This is a genomic window from Sphingobacterium suaedae (genome assembly GCF_042684625.1).
GTDB classification, from domain to species: Bacteria; Bacteroidota; Bacteroidia; order Sphingobacteriales; family Sphingobacteriaceae; genus Sphingobacterium; species Sphingobacterium suaedae.
The window spans coordinates 88,107-105,199 of record NZ_JBHULR010000004.1 but is presented as its reverse complement, the minus strand read 5'-3'; the positions used below and the strand labels follow the sequence as shown (position 1 = coordinate 105,199).

9 protein-coding genes are annotated in these 17,093 nt (G+C 45.6%); all 9 read right to left on the bottom strand.

Annotated elements, in window-relative coordinates:
• Positions 1–3: 3 nt before the first annotated feature.
• Entirely contained in the window at positions 4–3,180 is a 3,177-nt protein-coding gene (locus tag ACFSR5_RS10135; RefSeq protein WP_380903337.1) for a SusC/RagA family TonB-linked outer membrane protein, read from the bottom strand.
• 222 nt (positions 3,181–3,402) lie between these two features.
• Entirely contained in the window at positions 3,403–6,147 is a 2,745-nt protein-coding gene (locus ACFSR5_RS10130) for a glycosyl hydrolase (RefSeq protein WP_380903335.1), read from the bottom strand.
• Between the two features lies 1 nt (position 6,148).
• Positions 6,149–6,460: an L-rhamnose mutarotase gene (rhaM, locus tag ACFSR5_RS10125; protein ID WP_380903333.1), complete on the bottom strand. Its 312-nt coding sequence runs from the start codon at positions 6,458–6,460 to the stop codon at positions 6,149–6,151.
• Entirely contained in the window at positions 6,460–9,414 is a 2,955-nt protein-coding gene (locus ACFSR5_RS10120) for a glycoside hydrolase family 2 protein (RefSeq protein WP_380903331.1), read from the bottom strand. Before ACFSR5_RS10120 ends, rhaM begins: the two co-directional genes overlap by 1 nt.
• A 23-nt stretch (positions 9,415–9,437) precedes the next feature.
• Complete coding sequence (locus ACFSR5_RS10115; RefSeq protein WP_380903329.1) at positions 9,438–10,604, bottom strand: glycoside hydrolase family 88/105 protein; 1,167 nt, start codon at positions 10,602–10,604, stop codon at positions 9,438–9,440.
• 439 nt (positions 10,605–11,043) lie between these two features.
• Positions 11,044–11,835: a rhamnogalacturonan acetylesterase gene (locus ACFSR5_RS10110; protein WP_380903327.1), complete on the bottom strand. Its 792-nt coding sequence runs from the start codon at positions 11,833–11,835 to the stop codon at positions 11,044–11,046.
• 5 nt (positions 11,836–11,840) lie between these two features.
• Positions 11,841–12,605 carry a rhamnogalacturonan acetylesterase gene (locus tag ACFSR5_RS10105; protein ID WP_380903325.1) on the bottom strand — a complete coding sequence of 255 codons (765 nt, stop codon included), beginning with the start codon at positions 12,603–12,605 and terminating at the stop codon, positions 11,841–11,843.
• A gap of 17 nt (positions 12,606–12,622) precedes the next feature.
• A complete protein-coding gene (locus ACFSR5_RS10100; protein ID WP_380903323.1) occupies positions 12,623–15,406 on the bottom strand; it encodes a rhamnogalacturonan lyase family protein in 2,784 nt (927 codons plus the stop codon).
• A 19-nt stretch (positions 15,407–15,425) separates the two neighbouring features.
• A complete protein-coding gene (locus ACFSR5_RS10095) occupies positions 15,426–16,760 on the bottom strand; it encodes a rhamnogalacturonidase (protein ID WP_380903321.1) in 1,335 nt (444 codons plus the stop codon).
• Between the last annotated feature and the right edge of the window lie 333 nt (positions 16,761–17,093).

The window sequence follows — 17,093 nt, the reverse complement described above, 5'->3', positions numbered from 1 at the left end:
TGATCAAAATGTCAGATTAATACCGAACGTAAAGGTTTTAGGTAACGCTAATCCACCATAGTCGCCGGCTTCGGGATATGTGTCACTACCACTCAGGTTGGTATTGGCCGATTCCGGATTGACGCCCCCGTCGTACTTATCGTGTCCCCAAAAGTTCTCTAGCGTAATATAGATACGTCCAGAATTTAATCGGGACTGTCCACCTATACGCAAATCTTTAAAATTGTATCCCAAAGTGACATGACGCAACCGCCAATAATCGGAAGAATAAAGCCAGTCGGTATTTTTAATACGGCCGAAGGTAGAATACGCTTTGCCAACGCGCCCGTCGCCAGGATCTTCTTCTGAACGCCACCTATCCCGATAGAATCCAAGGGCATTATCGCTTGCGCCTTGTCCCGTCCTTCCCAAGGCTCGTCCCAGAAGCGAGTAAATATGTCCGCCTTGTTGCCCTTGGAATAAGAAGCTGAGATCAAAATTCTTGTAGCGAAAATCATTGGTGATCCCCCACACGTAATCGGGGTTCGGATGACCGACAATCACACGATCGTCGGCATCAATGGTCTTATCCCCGTTAGCATCCACATAACGTGGATCGCCAGCTTGCTGCGTTCCGTACATCGGCACACCATTATCAATATCCTGCTGACTTAAAATACCGTCCTGTTGTACCACATAAATGCTGTACATGGGTTGACCGACACGCAAAAGACTATGTTCGATATCAAAAGAAGAAGGGATCAAGATTTCCTGTTGATCCGCTATTAATTTGGTTACCTTATTTCTATTATGACTCACATTGAGCGAGGTTGACCAAGAAAATGATTCGCGCTGCATATTGCGTGTCGTAATTTCCAAATCCCATCCTCGACTCTGCACCTCGCCCGCGTTATCCAGATAAGAAGAAAATCCTGACGCCAACATCGTCGGTACATTGAGGAGCAGATTGCTACTATTGCGTGTATACCAGTCAAAGGATCCAGATAACCGCGACCCCAAAACAGAGAAATCAAGCCCTAAGTCAAATGTCTTTGATTTCTCCCAAGTAAGATCAGGATTTATAATGTTACCAGCGCCTTGCCCCGGCGCAAAGTTTCCATTCCAAGAATAGTTATAACCATTTAATATAGCTATGCTGCTGTAATCGCCAATATTGTTATTTCCTGATTCACCATAACTACCCCGGATCTTAAGATCCTGTACAAAACCCACTGATTGCATAAATGCTTCTTCGGAGACGCGCCACCCTGCTGATAATGAGGGGAACCATCCCCACTTGGTGTTCGCTCCAAAACGGGAGGATCCATCCCGGCGGATGCTTCCCGAAAGCAAATATTTATTATCAAACGCATATTGAACACGTCCGAAGTAGGAAAGCATTAAATTTTTTGTGGCCTCGGTTGATGAAATTGTAGAAACCGCAGCATTCAAGGTCTTTACGGAACTGTTTGTATATCCTTTTTGCGATCTGATCGACGATAAATCTATTCGATCGTAATTGTAGGCATGCCCTAACATAGCATTTATACTATGCCTACCCAAATCTAGATTATAGTTCAACGTATTCTCATTCACAAAAGTCAGTTTCCGATACGTGGCACTTGCACCATATGTGCTTTCATTAGGTTTTTCTATGCGGTTTACCAATGTTCCGGCGACCGTATAAGGAATATAATTAAAGCCTTGCCGGTCGGTATTGTCTACATTCACTGTTGTTTTAAACGTAAGGTTATCCAGTATCTGATACTGCCCATACATACTTGCCAGTATACGCGCAATTTTACTCTCACCGATATAATTGGTTAATTTAGCTATCGGATCATTAGTTGATGTGCTCCAGGGATATTTTTCGTTTTCAAAAACATTCACTGTCCCAGCGGGATGATCCTGTACCGGTGTCATGGAATAAATCTGATGCATGATATTATCTTTACCTTCCACCCCCGGATCATTCATCATGGAATACGTCGGGGCGAGGTTCAATCCAATCGAAAGCTTCTTAGTCGCTTTAACATCTACATTCGCCCTGAGCGCGTAGTTTTTATAATCCAGACCTTTCACGATACCTTTCTGATCCATATAGTTGCCCGAAATGTAGTAATTTACGTAGTCCGTCCCGCCGGAGGCCGCTAGTTGATAATTCTGCACAAGCCCCCGACGATAAGCCTCGTCTTGCCAATTCATCAAGTAAATTCCCGGCCGACCTTCTTGCAACCATCGCTCGTCATACATTAACGATGTGTTGTAGGTACCGGGTTGCAACTTCAATATTTGGCGGCGTTCATCCATCGTTTGGCTGGCCGAACGTCCGGCTGCCGAAGCGACCCATGCCGCATCAATCATTTCCACCGCCCTGTCGATCCACTCTTCGCCGTTCAGCATGTCTAACTTTTTGTAGGCTTCAGATGCGCCTAGGTAAGTATTAAACGATAATTTTGGTTGTCCGGTCTTACCGCGTTTTGTCGTGATAAGGACAACACCATTCGCCGCTCTTGACCCGTATATAGCGGCTGCGGAAGCATCTTTCAAAACCTCTACTGACTCAATATCATTGGGGTTCATATTATCCAATGGATTTCCCGATGCATAATTCCCCGAGCCGTTAGGCGCGGCAGTTGCAAGCGGAAAGCCGTCCACCACATACAAGGGCTCACTGCCTGCGGTGATCGAGCCCGATCCGCGCACCTGAACGCTCAATCCTTTGCCGGGGACACCTGTCGTTTGCTTGACCCGCACGCCCGACATCTGTCCCACGAGCGCCTGATCAACACGAACAATCGGTCTTTCTTCCAATCCTTCCGCATTAAATTTAGACACTGGTGCAATCAGGTTGGAACGCTTTTGTGATCCATATCCGATCACTACGACTTCGTCCAATCGCTCGTCTTTCGCCTTCAGTGTGACAAGCACCGGTTCTTGGTTTGTCAAACGAAGACGGTGTGGCTCATATTCCACCGATGAGAAAAGCAGTGTTTCACCAGTCTTTGCTTGTAGGGTGAATTCCCCTTTCGCATCTGTCGATACTGACCGGTTATTGTCTCCTTCTACGCTTACAGAAACCCCAACGATAGGCTGTTGTGATCCATCTTGCACTTTTCCTTTCACCAGCTCCTGTCCGACCGCTTCACCGAATCCAAATAAAAGTGCCAACACAGCAATTAACCAAATTTTTGTTCTCATAGATTTATAACATTAGTTCTCAATTAGATTTATAGGGCTATAGAAACCAATGTAAATACTGTTCAGAAAACAACTGTCATGCGCTTACATGTTTGGCGCCCTAATTAGGTCTTTATTCCCTATTCTCGATACTATTTTGCTTTTTTTTGTAACAAAAACATAGCAAAACAAGAAGGTCGCTCTGTATCAAAGCGACCTTCTTGTTTTAATGAAGCAGTAAAGTTAGTACGTCAGCAAACGCACGGGTCCTTCCAGTCCACTATCCATTACCGACCAGGAACTGGCATCGAAATCCTTATAATCGATATTTACAAAATTAATTTCATGGTAATTACGCCATGACACTTTTCTTCGATCCAAGTCACGTATTCGGTTGGCCATCAGATTTGCTACCTCAATACGAATCGTATTATGGCCATCCTTCAACCACTCGCCTACTTCCAACTGGAATGGATTTGACCAGACGATTCCCGCTGATTTTCCATTAATATAGACGTGTGCACTTTCGGCCACCTTGCCTAAACTCAGCAAATAGGCTTTATTGCTATCTTTTTGTAGTCGAAAACTTGTTTCATAAGCTCCGGTTCCTGAAAATATCTGCGCCACACGATCGCCCCAAGACGTCCAATAGACTGGTCTATCCAACGTACGGGGTGAAGGCAAACTCGGACCTCCTTGTACGAAACTCACTTTCCAAGGATTTTTAAAAACAGGCTCATCGTGCCATTCGTTCGCATAATGATATCGATCTGCCGATTGCCGACGATCAGAAATCATCACGATCCACGCATATCCCGGAGGTATTTGCACACGTAACAGCCCGTTTTTGGTTGGCAAATGAAATATCTTCCCGCTTTGTGGATCGAGCAATGTATACGACTGTCCTTGAACATTCAGGCTAATTTCTTCATCCACGAGTGATTTTCCGTGGTTCACCATATAGTAATACGTGGTATCTCCAGCTTTCCTCCGGGTAAATTTCAGCCCAGTGCGCACGATACGCTCCGCAAAAATTTCTTCCGTTTCCAATGCCGAGTGTACATCTGTGGTTACGTATATTTTACCTTTTCCATAGCGTGTGTAATCATTTTCCCTGTCTTTCTTAAGGCCCAGTTTAGCGATCAGCTCCTGTAATTCAAGCCGACGCTCCTCGATTTGCGCAAGCCCCGCTACATCTTTTGGCAGCGATTCAAAAATAACAGTCGCTCCCTGCTCGGCAAGACTTAATAAGTTTGCGAATGTTTTTTCCGAGAAGTAATGAGCTGTAGGGACGTAAATAGCTTTGTAGGGATGTGCTTTTTCTGCGGTTATGACCTGATTATCTACGACTCCAGACCGGCCTAAAATAGCATCCGTTACGAAATCAAAACTGTAACCCGCGCGTTGCAATGCGACACTTTGCTTATAAAATTCTGTCGGATGCAACCAATCATCGACATGATGCACACTCAGCTGTTTAAAGGCCGTACTTGTATCGTGCCAAACATCGTAAATTGGCCAATACACCAACAATTCATTATCCGATGAGGTCGTTTGTAAAATAGATTGTACACGCGTAATATATGTATTTAACCCGGTTAAATGCGGCCAAAAGGAGTTATTGGTGGTGAAGTTTACCGATGCATAAAACAACCAGCCTGGATAAGGTACATCGGCCGGTGAATAGGTTGTGCCGTGATAAAAAATGTGATTGACACCTGCCAGAAAGAGTTGCTCTACCTCGGGTTTAGCCTGTGCTAATGACGTTTTGAAATGTTCGGTCAACCACGTGAATGTCTCGGACGAGGTATATTTTTTACCGCTCGTGTGCGTTGCGGAAGAGGCAAACTTAAACATCATCGGATCAGGATCAACGTTTCGTATATCAGCACTGTCTCGCCGCAGTCCGGGTATATCAAAAAAGCTAGATCCAAACGTCTCGCATTCCGCAATATCCGTACTGGCATACAAATCGATTAGGTTACCCGGGGAACCGTGCGCCTGATTTCTGGAAAAAGCTCCGTATTCTGCAGCAAAAGAGGTGAAAGGGAGTAAGAAATTTTTCTGCAGCACGGCACTCACCACTTCGCGGTAATCCGACTTAACACGCATTTCCTCTTCTTTGTCATTCCCTTGTCCCGAGAAGGCCAACAGATGATCCTCCAATTTATATGCTTTGATTCGCGCAAATTCCATTAAGAAATCATCTGTCCAATTGGCTCCGTAGACTTCATAACTGTCATTAAAAAATGATCTAACCCCTACCGGTTGTTTAGCAAACGAGCGTCTAAACCGCTCAAAGTAATGTTGTACAGAGCCGGCACCCAGGTGATCCAATGTATACCCTTCACCGCCGGGCGCTGCTCGTTTGACTTTCTGCCGCGTTCGCCCGGAAAAAAGCGCGACGATACGCACATCGGCTGGTGCTGTCCAAGTTCCTGAAGAATGTGTCACATACGTATCCAAATTTATCTCGTCTCCATTTGCCGTAAATGCACGCAAAGCTTGCAACTTCGAAGATCTTTGTTTTGGATCACTGTTCTGCAGGGGAAACGACAGGGTTGATCCCTTACGGAGTACAATTTCATCCAAAAAAAACTTAGTCGCAGCTTGAGGTTCCTCTATCTGTGGGCCACCAAACGGCCAACCGGTGCCTAAATTCATATCCATGCCCAATCCCAGCGACTGCGCCTTTTTTCCAGTAAAGGATAGCATATCCATCCATGGATCAGACAGGAAGGGGATATACCTTTTTTCATATCCTTTTGCGCCGTAGATGGGTGTTACTTCAACACCCCCAAAGCCAGCTTCTGCAAACATCTTGAGTTCACGCTCGACATTGGATTTATCGACCGCCGAACCCAACCACCACCACCGAGTCCATGGTTTCATCTCTTTGGTAACCGTGGGCCACAGCTGCTGCGCTCCCGCCGAAACGTGGAACAACACACCGCAGCAGAGTGTCATCAATATATTTTTCTTATTCATGCTAATCTAAATGAAAAACTTGTTCCAACGGAACCGAAACGGGCGAATAATCGGCGTTTGTTTCCATAATGTCGGCCATGTAGGCCCACCAACGCTGTACAACCTCTGTTTCACCAAGATCTTGCGAGGAATTTCCAGTAAGCCGCTGTACGGCAAACAAGGTATTAGACGCTTCGTCTAAAAATATGGTATAGTCAGAGATACCACTTTCTTTCAATAAAGCAACCAATTCAGGCCAGATAGCGGTATGCCTTTTTCTATACTCTTCCTTCATTCCGGGTTTTATCCGCATTTTAAAAGCAATTTTTTGCATTATTTCAGTTTGCTATAAATATCTATTTCGATAATACTTAACGTTCCTTTAGCGTTGGCATCATTGCGCGCTACCCCGTCATCCAGTTTCTTCCCTCCAATTTCAGCATGCTTATTTTCGTCCATTACGTAAGATGATCCTTTCAACTGGATTTTTATTCGACGGCCTCGAGTACGGGGCAAAGCTAGTGTATAGTAACCCAGCGTCGTCGCTGTCTCTCCGTCGTAGACCAATTTATCATCAACAAACACCTGAAGGGGATAGGCTCGTGACCTAAAGTTATTCAATTTTAGGTCAATTTCGTCAATATCAGCTGCTTTTGCTAATGTATACTCTATCCATGCATGCTGGAGGCTTCCATCATTTACCCAATCTGATAATTCGTTGTCATCAAACGATGCAGTGCCTTGCTGCGCATTTGCTCCAGCGCTGACAGACGCGATCGGCAACGACCGTCTCGTGATCGTTAACGCGGGTTCGTCCAATCCCGGCCCGCGATCAACATTGGATGGAAGTCCCTCTTTAGACAATTTAACGAACAGTCCGCCGACTGAGTCAATTGGGCGTACAGTCCACTCAATCTGAGCCGGCTGAAGGCCATTAGCCTGGGCGCGCACAGTCGTCTTCCCCGCCTTACCATACCGTGTGCGTAATAGAACACGGTTCACGCCTGCTTCTACGGGTAACGACTCCGACAGGATATAGTTACCGGGTCCCTGCGCTATACCGCCCCTCCAATCCATCGGTCCGTCCCAGGAGAAATCAACCATATGGGTAGCCGTCGGACAACGTTGTCCATTCTTATCAACCACTTCCACCTCAACGAGTACCATGTCATTACCATCGGCAAAAAGGCCATTGTCTCCATGTTTATAGTGGAGTTTAAGCGCATACGGTTCTCCCGCTGTACGAAGTACTTTTTCATTTAAAAGCATACCATTTACATTATACGACCGCGCTTTCAGTTCACCGGCTTCATATAAAATGTCTGGGAAGGTAAATACGAACTGATGCGATCGCTTACCAAATCCGACGCTAGCGCCGTTCACAAGCAGTTCAACGCGTTCGCCTGCGCTCACTACACGTATATCCTTTTTCGTTCCCTCTTGGTAATTCCAATGTCCGATAATGTGTAATCCTTTCGGATCGGCATCTACCCATCCGTCCCACATCACTTGATGTGCATAGAAACCATCTTTTGGAATTCGCATGGCGTCTACTTCGCCGCTACGGCGATAATTTTCTTTCCCTCTATAGTGGGTATTCGAGTCGGAAAAAATAATATTTACCCCACCGGAACTAACCCGAGTCCCTGTCCCTGGTCGAACCTTCCAGTATTCCCACCATCGGCGAACTGTTTCAAGGGCGTGTTGATCTTGGTTCCTGTTGTAATCACTTGCATCATTCCCTTTGTATAGTGGACCGTCTCCTTCTTTATGGAAAGGATAGGTATATTCATCCCAATACTTACGCAGCCCTTCGTCGCGCATGTATTCGGTTGCGATCATCGGGTGTTTTGCACTCTTGTTTATGTAGAGCATTTCTCCTCCGTATTCAGCAATCTTGCTGTCTAACATTTCCCGGGAGCCAATTGCCCGTCCACCATGCGGATCGTATCGATCCCGGATAGCTTTCATCTCAGCCATATGTGCTTCAGAAATAGATTCGTTACCGCTTTCGTAGAATAGTACGCTCGGATTGTTCCTATAGTAAATAATCGCATCGCGCATCACCTCGGTACGTTGTTCCCAACGCCGTCCCTCGACGTCGCGTTCCGCATCTCCGGCGGGCAACATTTGCAGAAGACCGACACGGTCACAGGACTCTACATCTTGTCGCCACGGCGCAACGTGCATCCAACGAACGAGGTTGGCATGACTTTCTACCATAAGCTTGTTACTGTAGTCACTCAGCCAAGGAGCAACGGATAACCCTACAGCTGGCCATTCGTTGCTGGTGCGCTGCGCATATCCTTTCATCATCAGGACTTGGTCGTTTAGAAAAACCATGCCTTCTTTAAAGGCTGTTTTACGGAAGCCCGTTTTTGTATCGACCTGATCAACGACTTGACCGTCCACTACCAATTTTGAGGTTACCGTGTATAAGTAGCCATATCCCCAATTCCAAAAATTTACTTGATCGAGCGCGCTGTATGCGGTAACGACTTGTTCTGATCCAACTCCTATTGAGAATTTACTTGAGAAGGTCTTCACCATTTTATTTTCGGCATCTCGCACGTCAATCACAAATTCGCCTTTGACGGGCATTTTGCCCGTGTTCTTTATTTCGGATTCGACATGTAGATCCAATCTCCTTTTAGCAATGTCTATGTTTTTTGCATATACATAGGTTCCAACCGTCCCTAGATTAGCATATAACGGTAACGTTTGATAAAGAGTCCCTTTAAAATGTATCCAAACATTTTTGGGGATTCCACCATAATTGGCATTGAAATTTTTATCATTCCATTGATATGTGCTGTTGGACGATTTCTCACGATATCGCCAACTGTTATCTGTGCGCACGGCGACCGTATTATCCGCATCGGCGTATATATAGTTGGAGATATCCAATCCAAAAGCCATGACGCCATTTTCATGTCTACCGACAAATTTACCGTTGACATAAATTTCAGCGCCGAAACGAACGCCTTCAAATTCCAGAAAAATGTTATCCAAGGGATACTGTTTAGGCAACGTAAATTTCTTTCGGTACCACACGACTGCTGTACTATGCTCATGTATAGGCTTCGCAAAAGCTTCGTCTTCATTCCAAGCTGCAGGCAATGTCACGGGCGTCCAATCCCGATCATCCAAGTTGGGTAGCGCAGCTTGTTCCACATCACCTATGTGATACCGCCATCCCGCGTTAAAACTTAAGACTTTCCGTTCCTGTCCGCAAACCAAAAGGATACATGTGGAAAGTAAACATCCGAAGAGAATATGTAATCGCATATGCTTGTTTTTTATCGAGCGTGTTATTTCATTCCTTCCTTATCCAACAGGACGTAGTACGCTGAACCTGCAAGTAGAAAACAGCCTAGGCCATAGTCTTCGAAATCAGGTACGCTGGAGAAGCTTACCGGTTGGCCGTCTTTAGGTTCTTTACCTGTACCCTGAAGATATCCGAGAAAACCGGAGGGATGAACGGATTCTTTTACCATTGCGTTCCAAGCTCTGTTTAATGCAGGCCGATATGTTTTTGCGTCCAGTAGACCGTTGTTTAAACCCCATGCCATACCGTAAGCAAACAATGCCGTGCCGGAGGTCTCCCGTCCGCCAAAATTGGTTGGATCGTGCAAACTAACATTCCAAAAGCCATCGGTTCGCTGCGTGGCGAGTACACCTTCCATCAGATTTTTATAGTCCTGAAGATATTCCGTTTTATGAGGATCCGTATCGGGCAGCAAATCAAGTACCCGCACTAAAGCAGCGACGACCCAACCATTACCGCGAGACCAGTAGCAATCCTCCCCATTGGGTTCCTGATACGGCGGAACGAAATCCTTATCTCTCCACCACAGTTTGTCTTTTGTGTTATACAGTCCACCACCCTCGCTATTTTTAGAATGCGCGTACATTTTATACATGTAGTCAAAATAGCGATCATCTTTTTGCAATACGCCGAGCTTCGCAAATACAGGCATAGCCATTTGTATGGCATCTATCCATGTCCAATCGTCGACTTTGCCGGAGGCGATAACGTAATCTATATTCGTTTTTATCGTTGCAAGGCGTTCGGGCTTCGGATCGATTTCATATAAATCTAAATAGGTCTGTCCGCACGCTTGATCGTCGGCGTTACGCGTTTGGGTACCGTTTCTTAGTCCCCAAGCATGTTTTGTACCCCAATCTACCGCATAATCGTAATATCGTTGGTCTGCATCTATTTTATATAAGGCCATGAGCCCTTCGTAATACACGGCCCGTGTCCAAATATTACTCGGCCGCCAGCGGTTTGTGTAAATCGGTTTACCGGTATCCGGCCATTTCTCCATAAAATAGGTATTGGCGGAGCGCATAACGTCCAACACCTCTCGTTTGGTATTGACAACAGGTGCGACTTGCTTCTTTGTTGCGCAAGCAGTGACGCAACATACCATCACAAGTAACAAGCCATACATCGTTCTTTTTCTTTTTATCATATATTATACTGGATCAAATTATTTCTGTTTGCACAAACTCTATTTATGTATGTGTAACGATACTTTTCAATTGTTAACATTCGACGCGCCTATTCTACTTCTCCGAACACATCATGTGTCTTTCATTCCGTATCGACACGCGTCGTTAGGTTTATAAGGATTCTTTCAACAGCTATAATAGCACATATATCCGAGCCGGGCAACCTGTAGTATCCTGCGATCCGGCCATTTTATGCCGTGGAAGCCGGCAATGGCAAATTTCCCATATATAAAGATTTTGTTACACCCAAACGCGAAGCAGTTAAAAAAAATGACGCGGGATAGAACTTCAGGAACATTGGCTAACAATCGTTGTTTAAGCCGGTGGACGCCCAAAAAAGCAACGCGCGCAGGATGATCCTACACGCGCGGTAAAAAAAAAATCGCACAAAGTCGGGATCTACTTTTTAAAGAAACGTTGTAATCCGATTTCTTTGGTGTCTTTCAAAAAAGAGGCCACGAGCGAGGCATTCCGCTCCGCTCCTGCTTTAATGGTATGTGTTGCATCTTTCGGCTCAAAGAACGTTCTCTGTACGGCTTCCTTTCCAAGCTCTTCATAATGTGCGATGATCAAATCCTGTAATGGCACAAAGAACGCTTCGCTTTGTGCCGCCGCCTCCTTTGCCCATTGCGCATATGCCGAGCGACGGACATGTTCGCCATCCCAGGCATTACGCGGGATAGGTGAACAGATTATTGCCTTGGCGCCTTTATCGTGTACATTCTTCACGAAGCGGCGTAAATAGAACCCGTAACTATACACCATTTCCCGTTGTTTCAACAACGGGTTGAACACCTCCTGAAATTCATCACCATTTCCTTTTATGGTGCCGCGCGCGCGCAACGTATCCACAATGGGACTGGAATCATTATGTCCAAACTGCATAATGACAATATCGCCGGCCTGAATACTGTCCAGAACCTGTTGCCAAAGCTTTGGGTTATTATAAAACGTTCGTGTGCTCGTCCCACCCAATGCTTTATTGCGCACATTCAATTTCGATCGATCGATATAATCCCCCAAGAAGCTTCCCCATCCCCATTGGCCATTGGAGCCATCTCCTCTACCATTTTTCACGGTGGAATCGCCGATGATAAACAATGTAGGTTTTCGATTTTCTCTGTTTAAAAAAGAACAAAAACAATAGGCCAACAAAAGGGCAACCAGCTTCCAGCCGATCCTATACTTCATTTTTTTCATCTACTTGTCATAAATTTTATTAAAGGGTGCTGTAGTTCTTGAAGTCCAGCTACTACAGAAGCTGCATTCTCTTTCGCACCTTCATAATTTGTATGGGTGTGATCACCCGGAAAATAGCGTTTCTTAACCGTATCGGGACCTAGCTTTTCGTATTTTAGGGCTGTAATTTCGTTAAGATCCACAAATGGGACGCCTTCTTCAGCTGCTATCTGCCGAGCCCAGAGACCAAAATCATGATTTGCACGTTTTACATGACCGTCTTCATCCCACTGGTTACGCGGAATCATGGAAAAAATGACCGGGTTTACGCGTTTCTCCTTTGCCTCTCGAACAAAACGTCTTAAATTTTCTCCATAACTATATACGACTTCAGATTTTCCATTTCCCCAATCCAGTAGCACGGAGTCCTTTCCTATACCGCGCAGTACGCCACGATATCCTTGCTTCGTTGTATCGGGCTTACTTCCCTCATTATGGCCAAATTGAATAAACAGGTAATCACCGGGTTTTAAAAGGGAATCAAGCCGATCCCACCGTCCTTCTTTCCGAAAGGTGCGCGTACTACGTCCGGCCATAGCATGGTTCGCTATTGCCACGGCGGTCGTATCTAAAAACTCAGGCAAGAGCGTACCCCATCCCCAATATTCTTTATTGCTGTTACGCACTGTAGAGTCGCCGATAATATAAATAGTTGGCTTATGCTGGAGGTCAAACGCCAGGAGAAGTATGCCGGCGACAAGCAGTATCACGTTCTTAGTCATATCTTATGATCTGGTATTTAGTTACGCGCTAAATTTATGAAAAGTGGCGCATCGCGATGGCAGATAAGCGCGCCATTATCGTAGCGGATCTCTGCCAGCTGTATGCTGCTCCGACGCTGTTCATAGGTGTCTTGGCCTAGATTTTCAGGCGTTCTTCCCGGATGCGTAAAATAATAAATATAAGCACGGTCGTTTTCAACGATTACGTCTGGGTGTCCCCCGACAACACCATCATCCCTGCCCTGCCCTGCCCTATCTAATAGCAGATCCGGCTGTTTATCCCATGTAAGAAGATCTTTCGATCGATAAATGGCGAGTCCTTTCCAAGTGTCCACGACCATCCAATAGAAATCTTTCCAAGCAAAGACTTTGGGTCCTTCGCCACGTGTTGCCAACGCCTTTCCCTTATCCTGCCAGGTACGAAGATCTGGACTGTCTGCATAATATACTGATTTTCCATCTTTTTCGTTATTGTACCACATTCGCCATCCACCGGTGGGCAATGCAAAAACACTGGCGTCGATAACCTTCTCCGACGAAAGCGCCAACGTAGATACGTACGACCAGTTTAGCAGATCTTTGCTCGTAAAATGTGCGATGGACCGTGGATGATTCCAATCTTCGAATATGCCCGGCACCACTGTTAGATACATATGGTATGTTCCCTTATCTTCGATGACGTCCGGCGCCCACAGCGTCATGTTCGTATATGGTTCTTCAAATTTAGCGGTATCCAAATATTCCCACTGCACCCCATCCGTAGAACGCGCAATACCAATTGCTGTCCCATGCACCCACGAGACCCCGGTGAGTCCTTCGACTTTTGCCCGACGATTGGTATATAGCATATACCATACCTTTTCTTGTTTATTCCAGACCACAACAGGATCAGCGGCGCCGTCTTCTTTCGGGTCTCGGTATAACGGTTTTTGAACCTTGAGGTTTCTACCTCGTTCGGCATGAACCAGTTTTACATTTGGCTTATCAGGCCTTTCCATTCCCGTTCCCAAATAGTAACCTGTATGTGGAGGTTGGTTGTAGGCAACATTTTGCCATGCGATGCTCAGTCTGTATTGCGGGTCTTGCATTAACGTGTACAAGCGATATTCCGTTGGTATCGTCGTACTATAAATCCGTAAACTTTGATTATCATCCGAACGGAGAATGAGTTCTTCGCGCCAATCGCCAAGTATATCCGCACTCAGATTAGGCGTACTTTTGGTTCCATTAATGGAAGAAGCCCCTTCGGCACGGAAGATAACACCTTGCTGGTATTTTTCAATATAATTGCTGTTCAGCAATTCCCTACTAAGATCGCCATCCCACCAAATCAAAAAGTTAGCCGATCGCGGCGCTTGCCCCACGACCTTTCCTTTCATATCATAAAGTGATTTTGAGCCTAGCCACCACATATAGGCGCCTTTATAATTCGGATCAATATTCGCAGCAACGCCTCTAGGCACATCTTGGTCAATCGCTCCTTTGAAGAGAATATCACCGGTCTTGGCATCGAAAAGAGCAGCGCCAACACCTTTCCGGCCTCCCTTTAACTCATGGATACCAAAGACTTCCAGACCAGGACGGTCTGGATCCAAATCAGTTACGTGAAGCGCATCACCATGACCTAAGCGGGTGCTATACAATCCCTTTCCTGTATGATCGACGACCATGGAGCCGAATACAATTTCGTCCTTTCCGTCTTGATCAACATCAGCGGTGGTTAAACTATGATAGCCTTGACCTGAATAGGCGTTCTCCCTGTTTTGCGTGTCAAAAACCCATCGACTTACTAATGTTTTATCCCGAAAGTCCCAAGCCGCAAGCGCTGTCCGTTCATAATACCCACGGGTCATCACCACACTCGGATGGATTCCGTCGAGGTAAGCAATACATGCCAAAAATCGATCCGAACGATTGGCATTACTATCGCCCCACTTCCGCAGATCTCCCCTTTCGGGCAAATAGTTTACGGTGCTTATTGCTGCGCCTGTGAGCCCATCAAAAACCGTCAAATACTCTGGCCCTTTCAAGATTCTGCCAAATGTACGGGAGCTGGACGTGGTATCTCTCCAATCAGCTTCTGCATCGCCAATCGCTTGCCCTAGACCATCCCGTGTACCATCTCCCGTCTTACAAACGAACTCCGCACGCCCGTCGCCGTCTAAATCGTACACTAAAAACTGGGTGTAGTGTGCCCCTTCTCGAATGTTCTTCCCTAAATTTATTTCCCACAGGAATGTACCATCCATTTTATATGCTTGAAAAATGGGCGGATCGGTCATGCCATTGTGCGCGTTGTCATGTCCCTTACCTGTTTGGTGAACGACGATTTCGTAACTTCCATCCCCATCTAGGTCACCGACAGACAGGTCCCCAGGGGAGTATCCTTCGGGTGTGCGCAACTGAAGCTCGGTGTAGGGAAGGACAGGATCTGTCCCTTCAACCGTCAACACCGCTTCCGTATGTTCTTTTTTACCGTCTAATCGAACCAGGGTATATATTGCATCCCTTTTGTTATCTACGCGTTGATCTTCAAAATTTGTCCCTTTTAAAACCGGCTTCTCTGTAATTCGTTCTTTTGCATCACCGGTATACTGACGATACACGTGAAAGGGTGTTTCATAATCATCTGTGGCCAACAATCTCCAACTCAGGAAAGTGCTCCGCTCTGTCTTTTTAATGGCTACGAACCCCCGATCCAAGAATTCCATGTAACGTTGCGCCAGCGTCGTCTGTCCGCAGACGACCCCGCCCAACAGCGCGAGCAGACGCAGATATCTAGCTAAATAGGTATGACACATAGGATCTGTATTTTTTGCTCTATTTTTGTGCGACCTTCTTACCATTTACCAGTACATCATTCAGTTTAAAGCTTTCGATGTATTCTTGATGGATGTAAGGGCGTTTTGCGGCGTTGACCTTCATCTTATCAAATGTGAAATTGGACAGTTTATATTGATCCGAGTTAGTAACATCGAACAAAATGTCGCAATCTAACGTGATGTTCCGCAACGTGATGTTCTGTGCGTAAGACATCTTGATCCCACTTTCTCCCTTTAAGTCAAAAAATTGTGTCCAAGGTTTAACAAAAAGTAAACTAACTGCGTTTCCGGTTACATTCTCTATCAAGATATGCTCATACTCTTGCGGTGTATCCGGACGCATTTTTAGCTGCAGCAATTTCTTTGCCTTATTCAACGTGTTGTTTCTGAAGATGATATTGTAACTGTGAATAGACTCGCTCCCGCACGTAAGCGCGCTGTGACAGAATCCAAAAGCGGAGTTTTCAATGATAATATTGTAGTTTGCGCCGTTATTCGGATCTTTGTCCGCTTTAGGGCCTTTACCACCTTTCAGTGCAATGGCATCATCATTTACAGACAGGTAGCAATTTTTAATCAATACGTTGTGACAGACATCCAGGTCAATCGCATCCGAACTGGGTGCCTTGACCGGCTTTTCCGGGGCAGTGATATGTAGATCCACGAGCTTTAGGTTCTCACATCGGTAATAGTGCGAAGTCCAAAATGGCGAATTTTTCATTCGGATTCCCGATATTTGGACGTTTTTGCTATTCGACACATATAAGATACGTGGACGCATTTCATCCATATTGGTACAGTTCGGATTGAAGCCACGGCGTAGCCAAAATGACTTCCAGTACCGCAGCCCGTTCCCATCAAGCGTTCCTTTACCGGAGACCGTAAATCCGTTCACTTGATCGGCATTGACCAGTGCCGCAAAATATTTGACGGTCTGCCCTTCCATACGGGTCATGAGCAGCGCAAAATTGCTAATATCGTCGCTACCTTTTAAAACCGCACCTTCTTCTAAATGCAGGTGTGTCTTGGATTTAAAAAACAACGAACCACTTAAAAAGGTACCTCGCGGGATAACAACGACGCCGCCGCCAGCTTGATGCGCTTTATCGATCACAGCCTGTATTTTCGCTGTCTGCAAAACGGTACTATCTGGTATTACTCCAAAATCAGTAATCCGATAAATCGCTCCTAAGGAAGCAATATCCGTGGGAATAACTGTCTTAAACCAGTCGGAGATTGGCGAACCGTCGGGAAAACGATCCTGTGCCCGTAAATCAAATCCTAAAAGCATGGTCATCACGACCACTGCACCTACTACAAATCTGTTTTTCATTGTTTTTTATTTAAGCGGTATCAAGTCGAACCATCGATTTCGACTTTGGTCAGCGTAAAAATTATGTCAGCAAACCTATTAATTCGCTATCTTTCACAATCTAAGCTATCAACAATCGAACTCAAAGGCAACCTGTAGTGTCCTGTTCTGTATGCCAATCCTGCACTTAACCATGTCTATACCACGCCAACGTTCGTTTATAACTTTGTAAAAAATTTGTGATTAGTTGATAATCCGAGGGTATGCACTGAAGGCTGTCACTCACCTGTAGTGTCCTGCTATCTCAAATTAGGTCGCTCCTATTTTTATCTCTATTTTTATGCCGAGCCAACG